This is a genomic window from Pseudomonas sp. W17, from assembly GCF_040268305.1.
GTDB classification, from domain to species: domain Bacteria; phylum Pseudomonadota; class Gammaproteobacteria; order Pseudomonadales; family Pseudomonadaceae; genus Aquipseudomonas; species Aquipseudomonas protegens.
The window spans coordinates 3,262,844-3,283,648 of record NZ_CP158490.1 but is presented as its reverse complement, the minus strand read 5'-3'; the positions used below and the strand labels follow the sequence as shown (position 1 = coordinate 3,283,648).

The 20,805-nt window shown below is 66.9% G+C and carries 14 protein-coding genes; 11 read left to right on the top strand and 3 right to left on the bottom strand.

The features are described from left to right. Positions 1 to 9 precede the first annotated feature (9 nt). The 3 genes from ABCR88_RS15270 to ABCR88_RS15260 all read right to left on the bottom strand — a co-directional run bounded on the left by ABCR88_RS15270 (position 10) and on the right by ABCR88_RS15260 (position 3,205). On the bottom strand, positions 10 to 1,209 hold the full coding sequence (locus tag ABCR88_RS15270; protein WP_041118340.1) for an LLM class flavin-dependent oxidoreductase: 1,200 nt from the start codon (positions 1,207 to 1,209) through the stop codon (positions 10 to 12). A gap of 196 nt (positions 1,210 to 1,405) precedes the next feature. After that, positions 1,406 to 2,134 (bottom strand): class II aldolase/adducin family protein, encoded by a 729-nt coding sequence (locus tag ABCR88_RS15265; protein WP_077934176.1) that lies wholly within the window; start codon positions 2,132 to 2,134, stop codon positions 1,406 to 1,408. A gap of 15 nt (positions 2,135 to 2,149) precedes the next feature. Then, positions 2,150 to 3,205 carry an ABC transporter substrate-binding protein gene (locus ABCR88_RS15260; RefSeq protein WP_041118342.1) on the bottom strand — a complete coding sequence of 352 codons (1,056 nt, stop codon included), beginning with the start codon at positions 3,203 to 3,205 and terminating at the stop codon, positions 2,150 to 2,152. 572 nt (positions 3,206 to 3,777) lie between these two features. Between ABCR88_RS15260 and ABCR88_RS15255 the strand changes: the two genes are divergently transcribed. The 11 genes from ABCR88_RS15255 (at position 3,778) to ABCR88_RS15205 (ending at position 20,629) form a co-directional block, all read left to right on the top strand. Beyond that, on the top strand, positions 3,778 to 5,025 hold the full coding sequence (locus ABCR88_RS15255; RefSeq protein WP_350404805.1) for an acyl-CoA dehydrogenase family protein: 1,248 nt from the start codon (positions 3,778 to 3,780) through the stop codon (positions 5,023 to 5,025). A 136-nt stretch (positions 5,026 to 5,161) separates the two neighbouring features. Then, positions 5,162 to 6,943: an ABC transporter ATP-binding protein gene (locus ABCR88_RS15250; RefSeq protein WP_350404804.1), complete on the top strand. Its 1,782-nt coding sequence runs from the start codon at positions 5,162 to 5,164 to the stop codon at positions 6,941 to 6,943. Further along, positions 6,936 to 8,843: an ABC transporter ATP-binding protein gene (locus tag ABCR88_RS15245; RefSeq protein ID WP_325984711.1), complete on the top strand. Its 1,908-nt coding sequence runs from the start codon at positions 6,936 to 6,938 to the stop codon at positions 8,841 to 8,843. The genes ABCR88_RS15250 and ABCR88_RS15245 overlap by 8 nt, the downstream gene beginning before the upstream one ends. A 272-nt stretch (positions 8,844 to 9,115) precedes the next feature. Next, a complete protein-coding gene (locus ABCR88_RS15240) occupies positions 9,116 to 10,273 on the top strand; it encodes an LLM class flavin-dependent oxidoreductase (RefSeq protein WP_041118346.1) in 1,158 nt (385 codons plus the stop codon). A 19-nt stretch (positions 10,274 to 10,292) separates the two neighbouring features. Then, positions 10,293 to 11,345: an ABC transporter substrate-binding protein gene (locus ABCR88_RS15235; protein WP_350404803.1), complete on the top strand. Its 1,053-nt coding sequence runs from the start codon at positions 10,293 to 10,295 to the stop codon at positions 11,343 to 11,345. A gap of 37 nt (positions 11,346 to 11,382) precedes the next feature. Then, positions 11,383 to 12,441, top strand: a complete 1,059-nt coding sequence (locus ABCR88_RS15230) for an ABC transporter substrate-binding protein (RefSeq protein WP_011061460.1) — start codon at positions 11,383 to 11,385, stop codon at positions 12,439 to 12,441. 543 nt (positions 12,442 to 12,984) lie between these two features. Beyond that, positions 12,985 to 15,255 carry a TonB-dependent receptor gene (locus tag ABCR88_RS15225; RefSeq protein ID WP_053158835.1) on the top strand — a complete coding sequence of 757 codons (2,271 nt, stop codon included), beginning with the start codon at positions 12,985 to 12,987 and terminating at the stop codon, positions 15,253 to 15,255. A gap of 189 nt (positions 15,256 to 15,444) precedes the next feature. Then, positions 15,445 to 17,916, top strand: coding sequence for a TonB-dependent receptor (locus tag ABCR88_RS15220; RefSeq protein WP_350404801.1), 2,472 nt, complete (start codon positions 15,445 to 15,447; stop codon positions 17,914 to 17,916). A 366-nt stretch (positions 17,917 to 18,282) separates the two neighbouring features. Then, positions 18,283 to 19,050, top strand: coding sequence for an ABC transporter permease (locus tag ABCR88_RS15215; protein WP_350404800.1), 768 nt, complete (start codon positions 18,283 to 18,285; stop codon positions 19,048 to 19,050). 10 nt (positions 19,051 to 19,060) lie between these two features. Beyond that, on the top strand, positions 19,061 to 19,822 hold the full coding sequence (locus ABCR88_RS15210) for an ABC transporter permease (RefSeq protein ID WP_015635737.1): 762 nt from the start codon (positions 19,061 to 19,063) through the stop codon (positions 19,820 to 19,822). Positions 19,823 to 19,831: 9 nt separating this feature from the next. Further along, positions 19,832 to 20,629, top strand: coding sequence for an ABC transporter ATP-binding protein (locus tag ABCR88_RS15205; RefSeq protein ID WP_053151805.1), 798 nt, complete (start codon positions 19,832 to 19,834; stop codon positions 20,627 to 20,629). The last annotated feature ends 176 nt before the right edge of the window (positions 20,630 to 20,805 follow it).

Below are 20,805 nucleotides of genomic sequence, written 5' to 3'. Positions count from 1 at the left end.
GCTCGCTCCTCAGGCCTGCTCGGTGGCCTTGGCCGGTTGCCGGGCCGCCAGCGTGGCGCCCAGGCGCGGCACCTCGAAACCGTGATCCAGCTCCAGCAGCGGGAACAGCAGGTCCGCCACCCGGTGGGCCTCGTCGATCAGCGGAAAGCCCGAAAGAATGAAGGTCGAGGTGCCCTGCTCTTCGTATTCGCGAATACGCTCGGCCACTTGCCGCGCGCTGCCCACCAGGTAGGTGCCGGCGGCGGGCCCGAGAATGTTGAAGCCGAACAGGCTCGGGCCGAGCCAGACATTGGGGTAGATCTCCAGGTCCCGGGCCTTGGGCAGGCGGCCGGCGCGGATCGCCTCGACATTGCGCTGGATCTGCGGGTCGTCGCTGTGGAAGCTGTCCAGGGTTTCCCCCGGCGGCAACTGGCGTTCGATGGAAGCCCGGGCGGTCTGCAGCGAGGTGCGCTGCAGCAGTTTCTCGGCGTGGGCCCAGGCCTCCTCCTCGGTTTCCCGGACGATGATCTGCAGGCGCGTACCGAAGCTCAGCTCACGGCCGATCTTCGCCGCCTCGGCGGCCACCTTGCGGAATTTCTCGCCGAGTTTCGGCGGCGTGTCGGCAAAGCTCAGGTACACATCCAGCAACTGCACTGAATGGGCCACTCCCGGGCCGGAGGTGCCGGCGCCCCACAACGGGATGCCGGGGCGTTGCTTCGGCGCGTGCCAGCCGCCCAGGGGATGGCCGGCCGCGGCCGGCGAGCGCGGCGCCAGCTTGACGTAGCGGCCGTCGTAGCCGTCGGTGTCCCCGGCATAGAAGCCCTGGAACGCCCGCCAGTACTCCAGGCTGAAGTCATAGCGCTCATCGTGGGGATAGTGCACCCCTAGGGTGGCCAGCCCGGCGTCACTGCCGTTGACCACGTTGAACAGCAGGCGGCCGTTGGAGAACTGATCGAAGGTCAGCGCCCATTTGGCCAGTACCGCCGGCGACAACTCCCCCGGGTGCTGCGCCACCAAAAAGCGCAAGCGCTGGGTGGCATCGATCAGCGCCGCCGAGACCGCCAGGCTTTCATTGGGGCTCGAACCCAGCAGCGAACCGTAGTAGCCCAGGCGATCGCTGGCCACCGCCAGTTGCTTGAGGTGCTGGAAATCGGTGTTCCAGCGCCCTTCCGGCTCCCAGGGATAGGGGCCGTCGGGGGTGGTGAGGTACCAGAGAATCTTGACTGCCATGTAGCTGTTCCTTGAATGATTGAAGCCTGTACAGCCTCAGTGCGCCTTCGCCGCCCGTAGGAGCAGGCTTGCTGGCGAAAAGGCCCTCAAGCCCTGCATCGCTCTTACGGGCGCCTTCGCTGGCAAGCCAGCTCCTACAGCAGGCAGGCATACCCCGCAGCCCCTGCAGGGGGGCGGGCCACGTCATTGCGCGGGGTCATCGACGGTCGATGGCGGGCACCAGCCCCAGTTCCGTGGCGCGCTCGTACAGGCCGCTCATCTTCCATTGCTGGGTCAGTACGCCTGGGCCATAAGGGCGGGAGCCACCCAGGGCGTCGGCCAGCAGTTGCAGTTGCGCGCCCTCTTCCAGCAACAGGATGAATTCCGCCGTGGCCCGCAGGCCCTGCTTGCCCCATACCGTGGAGCCGCCGTTGGCTTCGAGAATCGCCAGGTTGAAGGGGTTCTGGGCAATGCTGTCGAGGATGAAGTCCACCTCGGGCTGGCGCCGGTCGATGTACACCGGCAGCTCCCGGGCCAGCTGGTAGCGCTGCACCGGTACATAGTGGAACGGCAGCGTGCGGTGGGTCTGGGCCCAGGCTCCCAGGTACGGCGAATGCACGTGGGACACGGTGGTGATGTCGGAGTGTTGCTGGAACAGCTTGGTGTAGCGACCGAGGCCGCCCTTGCCCTGGCCCAGGATCACCTTGCCGGCAAAGTCGGTGACTGTGGCCTGCAACGGTTTGCGGTAGTTCCACGGGCCGCCGTAGTTCACCGAGACCAGCAGTTCCTGGCCCGGTACCCGCTCGATGAAGCCCACGGTGCCGTTGGCGGTGATGGTCTGGGTTTCGCGGAACACGGTGAACGCCTGTTCGGCCTCCAGCAGCACCTGATCGATGAAGGCCTGCAGTTCCTGGGTAATGGGTTGTTCGTTGATCAATACGGTCATGGCAATTCTCCGGGTTCAGGCGCGGCGCTGGGCCAGCAGTTCATGGGCGGCGTGCAAGGGACGTCGGTCGACCCAGTCGGCAATGGCGAAATCCCGTTCGAGGAAGCCATGGCGATAGAGGAAGTTTTTCTGGATATCGAGGAACTCCAGGCGCTGTGGCGACAGGTCGGGAGCCAGGGTGGTGTGGAAGTCGCCGCGGTAGGCCTCATTCACACCGGCACTGCCGGCCCGGGTTTCCTCTTCCAGGATGGCGTTCAGGGCCGGCCGGTTGTGGGCCGCCCAGTCGGCGGCGCGCAGGGTCTGGGCGAGAAAGCGCACCACCAGGTCGAAGTGATTGTCCAAGAGGCTCTGGTGCACGGTGATCGGCCGTGGCGTGCCGTTGTTGATGCGGTAGCGCGGCTCGGCGACCAGGTCCAGGTCGATGCCCACCACCAGCCCCAGGCGCCGCGCGGCATCGGCGGCGGCAGCTCCCTTGACGTAGACCGCATCCACCTCACCGCGCACCAGGTAGTCCAGGCCGGACCACAGGCGCTGCAGCCCTTCCTGGGGCGAAGCGGCGCGCTCCTGGTCCTGTAGCGCCACTTCCACTAGTTGCACGTCGTCGAAACCCAGGCCCGCCAGGCTCAGGGCGCCTTTGTAGCCGTGCAGGCTCATGGCCCGGGCGATGCTGCCCGGGCGGTTCTCGCCCCAGGCCGGCAGCGCCAGGCGCTTGCCCTTGAGGTGCTCGGGGCGGCTGATGCCGGAATCCGGGCGCACCAGCAAGGTTTGCCATTCCTCGATCCAGGTCAGGCCGATCAGCCGGCTGGGGGAACCGGCGGCGCGGGCAGCCAGGGCCGGCACGTTGCCGCCCTCGCGAAACAGCCCGGGCAACTGGTGATCGTAATGGTGATGGCCCAGTTGCCGGGCTTCCTGCAGGGTCGCGACCGGCAGGCCGTCGGCGGCAAACTCCTCGCTGAGCCAGCCCAGCTTGTAGGCGATCCCGGAAGCGGTGGGCACCGGGCAGCGGGTGAACCAGATCTGCTCCAGCCGAGGCTGGGCAGCGGATAAGGGTAAAGAGGCAGCAAGCGTCATGGACCGGTTCCTGTGCAATGGCAGTTGCCGGAGCCATTGCAGCGCCCGTGCCAACCGGGCAAAGCCCCGAATTACGGGGCCTGGGCCGCTGTCGGCGAAAGCCGCGCGATGCCAATTGCTGCCCGACCAGCAGCATTGCGCGGCGACTGCTGCTGTTGGAGCAACGGGCCGACGGGCATTGCTGCTGGAGCAGCAACAGACGTTTTAGCGCCAGCTGCCCCCCCGTCTGCAAGCCTTGCTACACAGGGCCTGCAACGGATTTTCAGCACGCTGAAAAGGCCCTGGCGCAGAACTTGCTCAAGCCTCCTCAAACCCAGCCCTTTTTCGTAGGAGCTGGCTTGCCGGCGAAGGCGTCGCCAAGACCGGCGCCAGGCTCAAGGGCCCCTTCGCCGGCAAGCCGGCTCCTACGGATCAGGCCGATACACACGCCCCTGTAGAAGCTGGCTTGCCAGCGAAGGCATTGCCAAGACCGGCGCCAGGCTCAAGGGCCCTTTCGCCGGCAAGCCGGCTCCTACGGATCAGGTCGATACACACGCCCCTGGGGGCAGATTTCTTCAGATAGAGGTACCAGCATGAGTAGCGTTCAAGCCCTTCCTGTCACTCCGGTCCGTGTCCTGGGCAGCGAGGCCGAAGCCATCGCCGTGGCCCGGGAAATCGCCACGGAAATCGCCGCCATCGCCGCCGACAGCCAGGCCAACGGCCAGTTGCCGCGGCGCCAGGCGCAGTTGCTGTCCGACAGCGGCCTGACCGCCATCGGTGTGCCCAAGGCCTTCGGTGGCCTGGGGGCCTCGGTGGCCACCATCGTCGAAACGGTGCGCCTGATCTCGGTGGCCGATGGCGGTGTGGGCCAGTTGCTGCAGATCCACAACGTGATGCTGCGGGGCATCTTCAACGGTTACCCGGATGCCGTGCGCGACCGCGTGGTCAGCGACGTGCTGGCCGGCAAGCGCCTGGGCAATGCCCTGGCGGAGGTCGGCGGCAAGAACAAGTTCGCCCTCAAGACCCGTATCGAGCGCCGCGCCGACGGCAAGCTGATCCTTAACGGCAGCAAGTTCTACTCCACCGGTTCCTACCTGGCCGAATGGATTTCCCTGACCGCCGCCAGCGAAGAAGGCGGCGCCGGGGTGCTGCTCAACCGCAACGCCCCGGGCCTGACCCTGGTGGACGACTGGCATGCCTTCGGCCAGCAGAATTCGGTCAGCGGCACGGTGCTGTTCGACAATATCGAACTGGACGAAGACTTTGTCTCGCCGCGCAAGGGCCCGATGAAACGCACCGGCCTGACCTTCCCGCAGATCCTCCATGCGGCCATCGACACCGGGATCGCCGCCGGAGCCCTGGGGGCCGCGGTGGACTACCTCAAGCAGCACGCCCGGCCCTGGGTGGAAAGCGGCGTCGACCACGCCAGCGAAGAGCCGCACATCATCAAGCAGATCGGTGAATACGCCGTGGCCCTGCGTGCTGCCGAATCCTTGCTGCGCGATGCCGCGCGGGTGTTCGACGAACACGAGCAGGACCCGGACAACAAGGAACTGCAGGACCAGTTGATCCTGTCCGTGGCCACCGCCCGGGCCCACTCCGACAGCGCCTCACTGAAGATCTCCAGCGACATCTTCTCGCTGTTGGGGGCCAGTTCCTCCCTGAGCAAATGGAACCTCGACCGCTTCTGGCGCAATGCCCGGGTGCACACCACCCACGACCCGATCCGCTGGCGCCTGCACCACGTGGGCAACTACTACCTCAACGGCGTCGACCCGGGCGAATACACCGCGATCCTCAACGCCAAGGAGCAACAGGGCGCGACCCGCCCGACCCCATAACCCAACCACCGCCGCCTCCCGCGTAGGAGCTGGCTTGCCAGCGAAGGCGTCCTCAAAGCCGGCACAAGGCTCGGGGCCTCTTCACCGGCAAGCCGGCTCCTACGGGGAGTGTCCGACTTTTTTGAACGAGCCCTGCATGATCGAAAAACACCCTCTTTTGCGCGCGCTGGCGATCTACCGGGAAGTGCCCTGGCGCTTCACCCTGGTGGCGCTGCTCTATGTCGCCGTCAACCTCGGGCTGGTCTGGCAGCAGTGGCTGATCGGCCATGCGGTCAACGATGTCAGCAGCGGACAGGCGGTAAAGCACCTGGCCGACGGCAGCCTGGATGCCAGCCTGGGCTGGTACTGGCTGTGGCTGCTGCTGGCGGTGGCCCTGGGCCGCGGCCTGTTGCAATACGCCGCCACGGTGTTGTCCCTGGTGCTCAGCCAGGAACTGCTGACCCGCCTGCGCGAGCGCATCCTGCAGCAGGTCCAGGGCCTGCACCTGGGCTACCACTGGCAGCACGGCATGGGTGAAATGATCACCCGCACCACCCGCGATGCAGACAAGGTCCGCGATGCCCTGATCAGCTTCTGGCGCCAGGTGGTGGAAACGCCCCTGGTGGTGCTGGCCACGGTGGGCCTGCTGGCCTGGTACAGCCCCTGGCTGGCAGTGGTGCCGCTGCTGCTCACCGCCTGCGGACTGTGGATCTTCGTGCGCCAGACCGAGCACCTGGTGAGCCTCGACCGCGCAGTGGGCGCTGCCTACGACCGGGTCAACCAGGACCTCAGCGAGGGCATCGCCGGGGTGCGGGTGATCAAGTCCTTCGCCCTGGAGCACAGCCGCATCCAGGGTTTTGCCACCCAGGTCGGGCTGTTCGCCGAGCACGCGCGCCGGGCCCTGGCCTATTCCAGTTCGCGTATCCCCCTGCCCCAGGCCGTGGTCGCCCTCAGCCACGTGTGGATCCTGGTCTACGGCGCTCATCAGGTGGCGGCCGGGCAGCTGGGGATCGGCGAGCTGGTCAGCGCCCTGCTGATCGTCACCACCCTGGTGTTTCGCATCGAAGGCATCGGCCGGGTGATGCAGACCTTTGCCGATGCCCGCTCCAGTGCCGAGCGCATCTGGCAGTTGCTGGACGAGCCGCTGCACATCCGCAGTGGCAACGCCCGGCTGCCCCAGGCGCCCCTGGGGTTGCGCCTGGAGGGGGTCAGCGTCAGCGCCCCCGGCGGTGGCCGGAAGATTCTCGATGACTGCTCCCTGAGCCTTGAGCCCGGCGAGGTGGTGGCCCTGGTGGGCGCCACCGGCACCGGCAAAAGCCTGTTGGCCAGCCTCCTGCCGCGCCTCACCGAGGCCGGTGCCGGCCGGGTGCTGCTGGGCTCGGAACTCAGCGGCTGGCAGGACGTGCGCGACCTGGACCTGCAACAGCTACGCCGCCGGGTGCATGTGGTGCCCCAGGAAAGCTTCCTGTTTTCCGACACCCTGGCGGCCAACCTGCGCCTCACGGCCCCCGACGCCAGCCACCGGCAGCTGCGCCAGGGCCTGGCCCTGGCAGCCGCCGAGGATGTACTGGAACGCTTGCCCCAAGGGCTGGACAGCCGCCTCGGCGATCGCGGGGTCACCCTCTCCGGTGGCCAGCGCCAGCGCCTGAGCCTGGCCCGGGCGCTGCTGGGGGAGCCGGACATTCTCTGCCTCGACGACGCCACCAGCGCCCTGGACGCCATCAGCGAACGCCAGGTGCTGGACAACATCCGCCAGTTGCGCCGAGACCAGGGCCGGGCCACCACCTTGCTGGTGATCTCCAGCAAGCTCTCGACCATTCTCCTGGCGGACCGGGTGTTGCTGCTGCAGGACGGGCGAATCCGCGCTAGCGGCCGCCACGCCGAGCTGCTCAAGACCAACGCCCACTACCGCGACCTGCTGGGAGTCGACCATGGCTAATCCAATCGCCGGTAAGGCCCTGAGCGATATCGAAATCGAGGAAATGCTTGCCCGCCAGGCCCTGGACCGCAGCATGCTGTCGCGCCTGCTGCCCCTGCTGCGGCCGATCCGCGGCCCGATCCTGACGGTGATCGGCATCGAGTTGCTGCTGGTGTTCACGGTGTTCCTGCGGCCCTGGTTCGTGCGCGAACTGCTGGACCGCGGGCTGGTCCCTGACCAGGGTCACTGGCTGCTGGACGAGTCCCTGGTGCTGTGGCTGGGCCTAGGGCTGGCGGCCAGCTGGCTGGGGCGCTTCGTCCTGGCCGGGCTGTCGCAGTTCGTCGCTGGCAGCGCGGCGATCCGGGTGCTCAACGACCTGCGGGTCAAGGTCTTTGCCCATATCCAGGCCCTGAGCGTCAGCTACTTCGACCAGACCCGCGCCGGGCGCATCATTTCCCGCGCCGACCGCGACGTCGACAGCCTGGAGCCGCTGCTGATCCAGGGCCCGCCGGAGCTGCTGGGGGCCCTGCTGCGCTGCGGCCTGGCGGCGCTGATGCTGTGGCGCATCGACCCGCGCTTCTTCCTCAGCCTGGCGGCCACGGTGCCGCTGCTGGCGCTGGCGACCTGGGGCTTCAAGCGCATCTCCCAGCGCAACTGGGCCAGGGTCGCGGAGAACCGCAGCCGCTTCACCGCGCACCTGGTGGAAAGCGTCAGCGGCGCGCGCATGCTCCAGCAATGCGGGCAGCAGGAACCCAACCTGCAGCGCTATCGCGGCCTGCTGGATGACTTCAACCAGGCGCTGATCCGCGGCAGCCTGCGCTCCAGCTGGTTCGCCCCATTCACCGCGCTGCTCAGCACCGCCGGCATGGCCGCGCTGCTGCTGGTGGGCAGCTATGGGCTGGCCGACAACCAGATCAGCGTTGGCCAGATGGCGGAAAGCCTGTTCTACGTGTTTCTGTTTCTGGGCCCGTTGCAGGAGCTCTCTGACCTGTTCGAACGCTACGCCACCGGCTCGGCCTCGGCGCAGCGGATCTTTCTGCTGCTGGACACCCGGCCCCAGGTCCTCGACCCGGCCCAGCCCCAGCGCATGCAGCGGGCCCGGGGCGAGGTCGGCTTCGAACAGGTGCGGTTCGCCTACGACCCCAGGAGCAAAAACGCGGTGATCCAGAACCTGGACCTGCAGATCAAGGCCGGCGAAGTGCTGGCGATTGTCGGCCCCTCGGGCCATGGCAAAAGTACTCTGGTGCAGTTGCTGACCCGTTTCTACGACGTTCAGGGCGGCGCCGTGACGCTCGACGGCGTGGACATCCGGCACCTGGCCCAGCACGAACTGCGCCGGGCCGTGGGCGTGGTGCTGCAGGACAATGTGCTGTTCAGCGGCACTATCCTCGACAACCTGCGCCTGGCAGCCCCCGGCGCCGATGATGCAACGCTGATTGCCGCGGCCCGAGAGCTGGGGGCCGACGAGGTGCTGGAACGCCTGCCCCACCAGTACCACAGCGAGGTCGGCCCCCTGGGGGGGCACCTGAGCCATGGCCAGCGGCAACTGGTGTGCCTGGTACGGGCCTACCTGGCCAACCCGGCGGTGCTGGTACTGGACGAAGCCACCTCGGCGGTGGACATCCACACCGAGCGGCGCATCCAGCGCGCCCTGCGCCGGCTGTGCCAGGGGCGCACGGCGATCATCATCGCCCACCGCCTGGCGACCATCCGCGACGCCGACCGGATCGCGGTGATCCGCCACGGCCAACTGGTGGAACAGGGACCGCATCAGCAGTTGATCCGGCAGAACGGCGCCTATGCGGCGTTGTACCAGGCCTATCTGCGTAGCGCCGACCAACCCGGCGGCGCAAACCCCGCGGCCCCTTTCGCGGGCAAGCCGGCTCCTGCAACAGCACCGCCGGTATCGCGCCAGCTGTAGGCGCTGGCTCGCCAGCGAAGGCGCCCGCAAGGACAGCACAAGGCTCAAGGGCCTGTTCGCCGGCAAGGAGGCGCTGGGTTGTTGCGCGCTCAGCAGCGGTTGCTGCCGGGGTGCTGCTACAGCAGCACCAGGGCCCTGTGCCAGGCCGGCTGAAGCCCCCGAACCCCCGCCATGCGGGGCTGCGACGGCCATGGCATGGCCGTTGCAATTACCCCCCTGACAGGCGTCTTCGCACCCGCGCGGCGCAACGGGTTACTGAATCAGGAGCACCCATGAGCACTGAATTTTTCTGGCGCCTGCCGCTGGGCACCGACGGCCCGCAGTTGAGCACCGACAAGCACAATCGCGGCAACCCCCACCCCCGTGCCGGGCATATCGCCCCCGGGCGCCTGGCCAACGGCGAGCCCGACGGTTTCACCTACATCGACTACATCGCCCAGGTGGCCAAGGCCGCCGAGCTGGCGGGCTTCGAAGGCGCCCTGCTGCCTACCGGCCCCGAGCCCTGGGTGGTGGCCGCGGCCCTGGCCCGGGAAACCCGGCGCATCCGCTTTCTGATCGCCTTCCAGGCCACCTGGACCTTGCCGGCCTACGCCGCCCAACAGGCGGCGATCCTGCAGAACCTCAGCCACGGCCGCCTGGACTGGAACATCATCACCGGCGGCAACCCGGTCAGCCAGCGAGCCAATGGCGATTACCTGGACCACGACCGGCGCTACCAGCGTACCGGCGAGTTCCTCGACATCATCCAGGGCCTGTGGCAGAACGAACGCTTCTCCTATGACGGCGATATCTACCAACTGGAGAACGGCGCCCTGCCCCCGGGCCTGCAGCAGGAGCGCAAGCCGGGGGTGTATTTTTCCGGTTTCTCCGATGCGGCCCTGGACGTGGCGGCGCGGCACGCCGACGTCTACCTCAACTGGGCCGAGCCCATCGACCAGCTCAAGCCCCACATCGAGCGAGTTCGCGAGCTGGCGGACAAACAGGGGCGCACGGTGCGCTTCGGCCTGCGGGTCGATCTGTTCGCCCGGGAAACCGAAGAGCAGGCCTGGGCCGACCTGCGCCGCCAGTTCGACAAGCTCGAAGGCAAGGGCAGCCTGATCGCCAAGAACTTCACCAGCGGCTCGGATTCGGTGGGCGCTGCGCGGCAGACCGCCTACCACCAGAACGTCGACCGCTTCGACGACCTGATCCTGGGCCCCAACCTCTGGGCCGGCTTCGCCAAGGCCAAGCCGGGGCCCACCGTGGGCCTGGTGGGCAGCCACCAGAACGTTGCCGAGCGCCTGGCGGAGTACCGCGATGCCGGTTTCTCCACCTTCATCCTGGCGGGCAACCCGCACCTGGAAGAAGCCCTGCGCATCGGCCAGGAAGTCCTGCCCCTGGTGCAGCAACGCCCCGTCGCCCAGGCGACGCCGCTACAGGCTCGCGCCTGAGCCTATAAGGAGCCCGTTTATGTCCCATCCTCTGGATACCCTCTGGTACACCCGCTGCCCGGTCCCCACGGGCTTGGGCATTGCCGTGCAGAAAGGCTGGCTGCAAGACAGCCTCGGCGCCCTCGGCACCCAGGTGCGGTCGCTGCGCGAGTCCAGCGACCAGGCCGTGCGCGAGTCGCACTTCGATCACAGCCTGCGCAACTCGGTGCGCCACGGCGGCAGCATCCCGGCCCTCTGGGCCCGGGCCCAGGGCCGGGAAACCCGGCTGATCGGCCTGTCCTGGGCCGATGAGGTGCAACTGATCCTGACCCCTGCCGACAGCGGCATCCACCGCATCAAGGACCTCAAGGGCCGACGCTTCGGCCTGCCGGACTGGGCCGGCGCACAGATCGACTTCACCCGCGTCCAGGCCCTGCGCGGCCTGGAAAACGCCCTGGGCCTGGACGGCCTGCAAGTGGGCGACCTGCAACTGGTGAACTACCGCTACGGCGGCACCTTCAGCGACCCCCAGGTGCAGACCCTGGCCGACACCCCGGTCAGCGCCCAGCCCAGCAGCGGACGCAACCTGGAACTGCAGGGCCTGCTGCGAGGCGAAGTCGACGCGATCTTCCTCAAGGGCGCCAGTGCCGCCCGCCATGCCCATGAGTTCGGCCTGCGCACCCTGATCGACACCGGCGCCCACCCCGACCCGCTGATCCGCTGCAACAACGGCACCCCGCGCACCCTGACGGTGGACAGTCATCTGCTGGAGCAGCACTTGGATGTCGCCACCGGGATTCTCGGCGCGGTGCTGCGGGCCGAAGACTGGGCCCGCCACCACCCGGAAGACACCCGCCGCTACCTGGCCCGGGAAACCAACAGCAGCGAGTACTGGACCAGCGCCGCCTATGGCGAGGATGCCCACCTGCGCCTGCGCACCGGCCTGGAAGAACAGGCCATCGACGCGCTGCAGGATTTCAGCGCCTTCCTGCGGCGCTGGCGCTTCATCCCGCAGCAGGTGGATGTGCGCCAATGGATCGACCGCCGGCCGCTGGATGCGCTGCTGGCTACCCCTACCGCTCTGGCCGGCTGACCGCGCCAGGTTTCATGGATTCGAACTGAAGACCCTTATGAGCAAATCACTCGATACCCTCTGGTACACCCACAGCCCGGTGCCCACCGGGCTCGGCATCGCGGTACAGTCCGGACGCCTGGCAGAGGCCTTCCTGCCGTTCGGCACCAATATCCAGTCCCTGCGCGAATCCAGCGAACGCGAAGTGCGCGAGGCCCACTACGACCACCACCTGCAGAACTCGGTGCGCCACGGCGGCAACATCCCGGCCATCTGGGCCTACTCCAGCGGCGTGCAGACCCGGGTCCTGGGCTTGTCCTGGAGCGACGAGGTGCAGTTGATCCTGACCACCGCGGAAAGCGGCGTGAAGAGCATCCGCGACCTGAAGAACCGGCGCTTCGGCCTGCCCAAGTGGGCCAACGTGCAGATCGACTTCACCCGGGCCCAGGCCCTGCGCGGCCTGGAAAACGCCCTCAGGCTCGAAGGCCTGGAAGTGGCCGACGTGGAACTGGTGGACTACCCCTACGGCGGCACCTACAGCGACGAGCAGAAGCAGCACCTGTACGGTTCCGAAGTGAGCCTTGGGGTGACCCGCTTCAGCCGGCGCAACAACGAACTGATCGGCCTGCTGCGGGGCGATATCGACGCGATCTTCCTCAAGGGCGCCCACGCCGTGCACCTGGCCAACGAGTTCGGCCTGCAGGTGGTGGTGGACACCGGTTCCCACCCCGACCCGCTGATCCGCTCCAACAACGGCACCCCGCGTACCCTGACCGTGGACACCCACCTGCTGCGCGAGCACTTCGACGCCAGCGTGAAGATCGTCGACACCGTATTGCGCACCGAACAATGGGCCTGGGCCAACCCCGAGGAAACCCGGCGCTTCCTGGCCCGGGAACTGAACACCAGCGAGTACTGGGTGGCGGCCGCCTATGGCGAGGATGCCCACCGACGCCTGCGCACCACCCTGGATGCGCGATCCATCGAGGCCTTGCAGGACTTCACCGATTTCCTGCATCGCTGGCAGTTCATTCCACGGCGTTTCGACGTGCGCGAGTGGATCGACTTCAGTGTGCTGGAGACGGTCATCGGCTCCACCTCCCGCGTGGCGGTATAACCCCACGAACTGACGGTGGAACCCGTAGGAGCTGGCTTGCCAGCGAAGGCGCCAGCCCAGGCGATGCATGCCTCACGGGCCTCTTCGCCGGCAAGCCGGCTCCTACATAAGCAGGTACACCGCATCCCTGCGTAGGAGCTGGCTTGCCAGCGAAGGCGTCAGCCCAGGCGGTGCATGTCTCACGGGCCTCTTCGCCGGCAAGCCGGCTCCTACACAAGCAGGTGCACCGCATCCCCCCTACGAGTTGGGGTTGACGGGGCTGGGCCGGTGTTGGTGCAGCAACAGTCAAGCGGGCAATCGGTGCTGCTCCAGCAGCACCAGCCAAGCAACTTCTGCTGAATCCTGCGCAGGATGTTTTAAACCTCTGGCCCGCAACTTTTCACGCCTGCCAAACCCCTCTCTAAAACACTCAAACGAATTTAAATTAAGCCTTGTTTTTCAATGACTTGATCAAACTAACGCTTACCCATAAAACCCACTAAGCCTCTTGGCACGTTCTCTGCTCTAGCCCTCTTAGCGAAACTTTAAATGGGGGAGTTCAACATGCATAAGCTTAATCCGATCACCAAGAGTCTATGGCTGGCGCTGGCGCTCACCGGGGGCACATTCAGCCAAGGCCTGCTGGCCGCTGAAACCACAGGCACCGACACCACCGGGAACAGCAGCGAACCCGCCCTGAAGACCGTCACCGTCACCGCTCAGCACCGGGAGGAAACCCTGCAAGAGGTTCCGGTGGCGGTGTCCGCCGTACAGGGCACCAGCCTGGTGACCGACGGGGTGCGCAACATGGGCGACATCACCACCTTCATCCCCAATGCCTCGGCCAAGAACCCCGACGGCGACGGCCGCCCGCGCTGGTACATCCGCGGCCTGGGCACCGGTGATACCGGGGCGGCCACGGTGTTCCCGGTGGGCATCTACGCCGATGACGTCTACCTCAACGCGCCGATCGCAGGCGGCGGGCCGCTGTTCGACCTGGAACGCATCGAGATTCTGCGCGGCCCCCAGGGCACCCTGTACGGCAAGAACACCACCGCCGGTGCGGTCAACGTGATATCCAAGAAGCCGACCTTCGACACCGACGGCTACGGCACCCTGGGCATCGGCAGCAAGAGCGAACGCATCCTCAATGGCGCCATCGGCGGCGCCCTGGTGGATGACCGGCTGGCGGCGCGGCTGTCGCTGTATTCGGAAGAACGCGACGGCTTCCAGAAGAACCTCACCGACGACCATACCTACGGCGACGTCGACAAGAAGGCCGTGCGCCTGCAGTTCCTGGCCAAGCTCAACCCGGACCTGGACGCCCTGCTGAAGATCCACGCCCGGGAATACAAGGGCGACGGCAGCAACGGCTCGCTGCCGGTGGGCCGTTACTACAACGTCGGCTACCAGCGGCCCGACGGACGCAACATCGCCCTCAACGTCAACGAGGATGCCAAGCTCGATCACGACGGTACGTCCCTGACCCTGAACTGGCACCTGGGGGACTACACCCTGACCTCCATCAGCGCCTACGACTACATTCGCGGGCAGTCCACCAGCGACGCCGACTACACCCCCTACGAGGTCAACGGCGCGGCCATCAGCGACAACCGCTACAACCAGTACTCCCAGGAACTGCGCCTGGCCTCGCCGCAGCAGGAAACCCTGCGCTGGCTGGCGGGGGTGCACTACTTCCATGAGGACCTGGACAGCTCGGCCAAGCGCCTCATCACCCCGGGCCCCACGCCCAACGGCACCGGCTCCAACCAGACCGGCGGCGCCACCGACTTTCGCGACCTCAACTACCAGCACACCACCGACAGCTACGCGCTGTTCGGCAACCTGACCTATGACTTCACCGACAACTTCACCGTGACCGGCGGCCTGCGCTGGACCCAGGAAAAGAAAGACATCGACCTGGACCTGACCCAGCTCACCCGGGCCACGGCCAACGGCCCGCTGATCCCCCTGGGCGCCGCCGGCAGCAACGGCAGCCGCGACGAGAGCAAGACCTGGGAAGCCTGGACCTACGATCTGACCCCGGAATACCGGATCAACGACAACGTCCGGGTGTTCTTGCGCTACGCCCACGGTTTCCGTTCCGGGGGCTTCAATACCGGGCTGTCCACCAGCCTGGCGCAATTGACCACGGTGGACCCGGAGAAACTCGACGCCTACGAGATCGGCCTCAAGTCGGAATGGTTCAACCATCGCCTGACCGCCAACGCCAACGTCTTCTACTACGACTACTCGGACATCCAGGTGAACCTGCTGACGGTCAACAACGGCGTGCTCACCACGGCCTTGACCAATGGCGCCAAGGGCAAGGTCAAGGGCGCGGAACTGGAGCTCGAAGGCCAGCCCACCGACTATCTGCACCTGCGGGCGGCGATCTCGTTCCTGGATACCGAGTACACCGACTTCAAGAACACCAACCCCAACACCGGCGCGGTCACCGGCGACTACAGCGGCAACAGTTTCGTGCGCTCGCCGCGCAACGTGGTGTCCCTGGGGGCCGACTACACCATTCCCCTGGAGATCGGCGGCAAGCTGGTGGCCGGCGGCGACGTGAGTTTCCGCGACAAGGAATACTTCCTCGCCGACCGCCAAAGCAGCGCCGACAAGACCCTGAGCCAGCCCCACTACACCCTGGCCAACACCCGCCTGACCTGGTTCAGCCCGGATGAAAAGCTCAGCGTCACCGGCTTCGTCAACAACCTCACCGACCGCCGCTACCAGGTCCATGGCCGGCCCAACGGCACCCTGGGGCAATACGTCATCACCTACGGCGACCCGCGCACCGTGGGCCTGAGCGTCACCAGCCGCTTCTGACGCCCGCGGCAGGCCACCCGAACCCTGATTTCCGGGCCGCCGGTATCGCCCACCACCGCACCCACCCTGTAGGAGCCGGCTTGCCGGCGAAGAGGCCCGCAAGCCTTGCACCGTCCATGACGACGCCTTCGCTGGCAAGCCAGCGCCTACAGGGGCGGTTGGGGTCATTCATTTCAGAAGGAATCAAAGATGTTCCATCGCAATCCGTTGGCCGGCGCCGTGGCGCTGGTCGTCGGCAGCCTTGCCGTGCCCGCGTTCGCTGCCCAGACCTCAAGCAATGCCCCCGGCGCCAGCGCCGATCACCTGGACACGGTGGTGGTGCTGGGCACCCGGCGCAGTGATGTAACGGCCCTGGAAAGCGCCGCACCGGTGGACGTGCTGTCCGCCCAGCAGTTGCAGCAGACCGGGGCCAGCGACCTGTCCGGCGCCCTCACCGCCCTCTCGCCTTCGTTCAGCTACCCGCAGTCGCCCCAGGGCGCCTTCGCCGGCTCCATCGCCCAGGGTGCTTCCCTGCGCGGCCTGGCGTCGGACCAGGTGCTGGTGCTGGTCAATGGCAAGCGCCGCCACACCAGCGCCAACGTCACCCGCCAGAGCCTGGTCAACGGCCGCGGCGCCGCCGCGGTGGACCTGAGCCTCATCCCCCTGAGCGCCATCGAGCGAGTGGAGATCCTGCGCGACGGCGCGGCCGCCCAGTACGGCTCCGACGCCATCGCCGGGGTGATCAATATCGTGCTCAAGGAAAAGGACGACGGCGGCAACCTCGGCTACCGTTTCGGCGGCTACGACAAGGGCGACGGCCTGCAGCGCAAGCTCAGCGGCTGGAAGGGCTTGAGCCTGCCCAACGATGGCTTCCTGACCCTGAGCTTCGATGCCGGCAGCCAGGACCCGGCCAGTGACACCAACCCCGACAACCGGATCTTCTACCCCGGCTCCACCAGCACCAACACCCCCCGGGAACAGAACAACCGCTACCGCACCTGGCGCTGGGGCTCGGGCAATGTCTCGGACCAGTACAACTTCGCCGCCAACAGCGAGTTCGGCCTGGGCGAGGGGCTGACCGCCTACGGTTTTGCCACCTACTCCCACAAGAACACCGACGCCGAAGGCTTTTTCGACCCGCCCACCACCTTGCGCAACAACTACGGCAGCGACACCCTGCAACGCTACCCCGACGGCCGCCTGCCGATCACCCGTTACTCGCTGGAGGACTATGCCCTGACCGGTGGCCTACGCTACGAGGACGAGCGCCTGGGCAAGTTCGACCTGGCGCTGAACCATGGCGACAACAGCCTGAAATCCGCCGACCGCAACGCCATCAACCCCAGCTGGGGCGAGGCCAGCCCGGCGAAGATCTACACCGGCAAGCGCGAGGCCGACCAGACCAACCTGACCCTGGACTGGGTTCGGGACTTCCCCACCGACCTTCTGTTCAAGCCCCTGACCCTGTCGGCGGGCCTGGCCTGGCGCCAGGAGAACTACGAACTGAGCGCCGGCGAAGCGGCGGGCTGGCAGAACGGGCCGCTGTTCAATACCGTGGACCCGGTCACCGGGCGGCGCATTCCCGGCTACTACTCAGGAATCACCCAGGTCGACGCCGCCACTCTGGAGCGCAAGGTCTGGGGCGCCTACATCGACGTCGAAGGCCAGGTCACCGAGAAATTCCAGGCCGGGGTGGCGGTGCGCACCGAGCACTACTCGGACTTCGGCGACACCACCAACGGCAAGCTGTCGCTGCGCTACGACTTCACCCCGCAGCTCGCCGCCCGGGCCACCGCCAGCACCGGCTACCGGGCGCCGTCCCTGGTGCAGAGCGGGTTGTCCTCGTTCAGCGTGCAAGTGGTGGAGCAACCGCCGGGCAGCGGCAACTACGTCGAGGTGCAGCAACGCACCCTGCGCGCCGACAGCCCGGAAGCCAAGCTGCTGGGGGGCAAGGCGCTGAAACCCGAAGAATCCACCAACTACTCCCTGGGCCTGGTCTGGCGGCCGCTGGCCAATGCCTCGGTGACCCTGGATGCGTACCGGATCAACATCGACAACCGCATCACCCTGTCCGACCAGTTGCCGGCCTCGGTGGTCACGCCGATCTTCGCCGGCACCCCTTACGCCAACATCCAGAGCGCGGCGTTCTACACCAACGTCGCCGACACCCGCACCGATGGCGTCGAGCTGACCGGCAACTACCAGCTGGACCTGCAGCAATGGGGGCGCCTGAACCTGTCCAGCGGCTACAGCCAGAACAACACCAGGATCACCGCCCTGCGGGACGTGGGCAACATCGCCGGCTCGCAGATTGTCGGCCGCACCACCCAGGGCCTGATCGAGGACGGCACCCCGAAGAACAAGCTGACCCTGAGCGCCAACTGGCTGTACGACAGCTGGGGCCTGACCCTGGCACAACGCAGGTACGGGCAATGGAAGAGCCTCAACGCCAGCAACCCGACCCTGGACCAGACCTTCAGCGCGCAATGGGTCACTGACCTGGACATTTCCTACAGCTTCGACAAGTCGCTGAAGCTGTCGGTGGGCGCCATCAACCTGTTCGATACCCACCCGGACAAGGCATCCGGGGCGCAGTTGTATGGCGTGCCGAAATACTCCATCACCAGCCCCGAGGGCGCCCAGGGCGCGTTCTACTACACCAGCGTCAGTTACGACTTCTGAGACCTGACTGCTGCCGGGGTGTTGCCCTGGCAGCAGTGGCTGCTGCCCAGGCATCAGTTTCGCTGGCACTCCAGCGCCCACAACCCACTCACACGCCGCTCCTCCCGTAGGAGCCGGCTTGCCGGCGAACAGGCCGCAAGCCCTGCATCGCCCCGGCCGACGCCTTCGCTGGCAAGCCAGCTCCTACAGCCGCCAGATACATCCCGCAGGCCCGCCCGCCCCGTAGGAGCCGGCTTGCCGGCGAACAGGCCCGTAAGCCTTGCATCGCCCCGGCCGACGCCTTCGCTGGCAAGCCAGCTCCTACGAGCGCGCGATGGCACAGGTCTTGCGATAGGCATCGGGTACTTCGCCGATATAAGAACCGCCATGGCTCATTCCTTGCGCTGCACGATCACCTCCCTGACCTGGCTGGTCTCGCCCCTGGCCCTGTTGCTGCTCTGGACCCTGGTGGCCCAGGCCGGGATCTTTCCGCGCAACCTGCTGGTACCGCCGGCCCAGGTGCTGCACACCTTCGAAACCCTGCTGGCCAGCGGCGAGTTGCTGGAGCATTTGCACAACAGCCTGTCGCGCCTGGGCCTGGGCTTTGCCCTGGGGGCCCTTGGCGGCCTGGTGTTCGGGGTGCTGATGGCCCTGTCCAAGACCGTCGAGGCGTACTGCGCGCCGCTGTTCCATACCCTGCGGCAGATCCCCAGCATCGCCCTGATCCCGATGTTCGTGCTGCTGTTGGGCATCGATGAAACCTTCAAGATCGTCATCGTCGCCAAGACTGCGTTCTTCCCCGTGGCCCTGGCCGCCAGCGAGGGGGTCAAGGCCATTCCCCGCAGTTACTTCGAGGTGGCCGACGTCTACCGCCTGCGCTGGCCGACCCTGGTGCGCCAGATCGCCCTGCCCGCCGCGGCGCCACCGATCATCACCGGCCTGCGCATCGGCCTGACCCGCTGCTGGGTGGTGCTGGTGGCCACCGAGCTGCTGGCCGCCGACAGCGGCCTGGGGCAGATGATCGAGATGGCCCGGCAGATGCTGCGCATCGATGTGGTGATGGTGGGGATAGTGGTCACCGGTGTGATCGGCTTTGCCCTGGACTTTTCCTTCCGCCGCCTGGAACAGCGCGTGCTGCGCTGGCAAACCCGCTAGGAGCCCTTGCATGACCACTTTACTGGCCAAGTTTCGCGGTCTGTTGCTGCCCCTGCTGCTGATCGGCGGCTGGGAATACCTGTCCCGCCAGGATGCCGCCGGGGCCTACGCCTTCGTGCCGCTCTCCACCATCGCCAGCGCCTTGCTGGAGCTGCTGGGCAACGGCGAGTTGCCGGTCAACCTGCTGGCCAGCCTGGGCCGGGCCAGCGGCGGCCTGCTGCTGGGCACCCTGGCCGGGGTCATGCTGGGAGCCCTGATGGCCCTCTCGACCCTGGCCAACCGCCTGATCGGCCCGCTGTTCCATTCAATCCGCCAGGTGCCGATGCTCGGCTGGATTCCGCTGATTGCCATGTGGTTCGGCAACGGTGAGTTTTCCAAGATGCTGATCGTCAGCCTCGCGGCCTTCTACCCCATGGTGCTCAACACCTACCAGGGCTTTTGCCAGGTGGAACGGCGCTACCGCGAGGTCGGCCAGGTGCTGGTGCTAAACCCGGCGCAGCGGCTGCGGCACATTCTGCTGCCGGCGGCCCTGCCGAGCATTGCCACCGGCCTGTTGCAGGCCCTGGCCTTTGCCTGGGTGACAGCGGTGGGCAGCGAGCTGTTCCTGTCCTCCGGGGCCGGCCTGGGCAACCTGATGATGAACGCCGAAGCCGGCTCACGCATGGAAGTGATAGTGCTCTGCGTGCTGTGCATCGGCCTGTGCGGCTACCTGATGACATTGCTGCTGACCCTTCTGAGCCGCCGCCTGCTGCGCTGGCGCCCTACCCGTTAAGGCCTCCCCATGAATGCGATCGCCCAACACGCCCCGCTCCCCACTCATCTCCACGCCCGGACCGGGGCCCTGCAGATCCGCGGCCTGAACAAGAGCTACCGGATCCAGGGCCAGGCCCTGCCGGTGCTGCAAGGCATCGACCTGGACGTCCAGCCCGGGGAGTTCGTCAGCATTGTCGGTGCCAGCGGCTGCGGCAAATCCACCCTGCTGCGGCTGATCGTCGGCCTGGAGGGTGACTATCAGGGGCAGATGCTGCTGGACGGCAAGCCAGTGACCGGCACCAGCCTGGAGCGGGGCATCGTGTTCCAGGACCATCGGCTGTTTCCCTGGATGACCCTGGCCCAGAACATCGCCCTGGCACTGAAAAACCACCCCTTGTCCGAAGCCGAGAAACGGCGCCGGGTGGCCGAGCACATCGCCCTGGTCAACCTGCAAGGCTTCGAGCAGGCCTACCCCCATCAGCTCTCCGGCGGCATGGCCCAGCGCGGCGCCATTGCCCGGGCGCTGATCAACCAGCCCAAGGTGCTGTTGCTGGACGAGCCCCTGGGGGCGCTGGATGCCCTGACCCGGGTGCGCCTGCAGCACGAACTGCAACGTATCTGGGTGCAGCAGCGCTGCACGGTGATCATGGTCACCCATGACATTGAAGAAGCCCTGTACCTGGGGGACCGGGTAATCGTGATGGACGCGCATCCGGGGCGGATCAAGCATGAGATCCGCGTCGACCTGCCCCATCCCCGGGACCGCTCTTCACCCGTGTTGCAAGGCTACAAAGAGCAGTTGCTGGAGGAACTGGTGGGGCATTGATCGTCCAGGCACCCCGGCGCTGCGCCGGCTCCTACGCAGGTAGCGTCGCGATTACGCCGGGGCCGTAGGAGCTGGCTTGCCAGCGAAGGCGCCCGCTGGGGCGGTGCAAGGCTTGCGGGCCTCTTCGCCGGCAAGCCGGCTCCTACGGGGGCGCCACCGGTGTCGCGCCGGACCCA

Bases quoted from the DNA above. Each gene is read 5' to 3' on its own strand.
- ABCR88_RS15235 (WP_350404803.1), top strand. From the start codon at position 10,293: ATGTCCCATCCTCTGGATACCCTCTGGTACACCCGCTGCCCGGTCCCC.
- ABCR88_RS15230 (WP_011061460.1), top strand. From the start codon at position 11,383: ATGAGCAAATCACTCGATACCCTCTGGTACACCCACAGCCCGGTGCCC.
- ABCR88_RS15255 (WP_350404805.1), top strand. From the start codon at position 3,778: ATGAGTAGCGTTCAAGCCCTTCCTGTCACTCCGGTCCGTGTCCTGGGC.
- ABCR88_RS15225 (WP_053158835.1), top strand. From the start codon at position 12,985: ATGCATAAGCTTAATCCGATCACCAAGAGTCTATGGCTGGCGCTGGCG.
- ABCR88_RS15210 (WP_015635737.1), top strand. From the start codon at position 19,061: ATGACCACTTTACTGGCCAAGTTTCGCGGTCTGTTGCTGCCCCTGCTG.
- ABCR88_RS15245 (WP_325984711.1), top strand. From the start codon at position 6,936: ATGGCTAATCCAATCGCCGGTAAGGCCCTGAGCGATATCGAAATCGAG.
- ABCR88_RS15220 (WP_350404801.1), top strand. From the start codon at position 15,445: ATGTTCCATCGCAATCCGTTGGCCGGCGCCGTGGCGCTGGTCGTCGGC.
- ABCR88_RS15260 (WP_041118342.1), bottom strand. From the start codon at position 3,205: ATGACGCTTGCTGCCTCTTTACCCTTATCCGCTGCCCAGCCTCGGCTG.
- ABCR88_RS15265 (WP_077934176.1), bottom strand. From the start codon at position 2,134: ATGACCGTATTGATCAACGAACAACCCATTACCCAGGAACTGCAGGCC.
- ABCR88_RS15240 (WP_041118346.1), top strand. From the start codon at position 9,116: ATGAGCACTGAATTTTTCTGGCGCCTGCCGCTGGGCACCGACGGCCCG.
- ABCR88_RS15270 (WP_041118340.1), bottom strand. From the start codon at position 1,209: ATGGCAGTCAAGATTCTCTGGTACCTCACCACCCCCGACGGCCCCTAT.
- ABCR88_RS15250 (WP_350404804.1), top strand. From the start codon at position 5,162: ATGATCGAAAAACACCCTCTTTTGCGCGCGCTGGCGATCTACCGGGAA.
- ABCR88_RS15215 (WP_350404800.1), top strand. From the start codon at position 18,283: ATGGCTCATTCCTTGCGCTGCACGATCACCTCCCTGACCTGGCTGGTC.
- ABCR88_RS15205 (WP_053151805.1), top strand. From the start codon at position 19,832: ATGAATGCGATCGCCCAACACGCCCCGCTCCCCACTCATCTCCACGCC.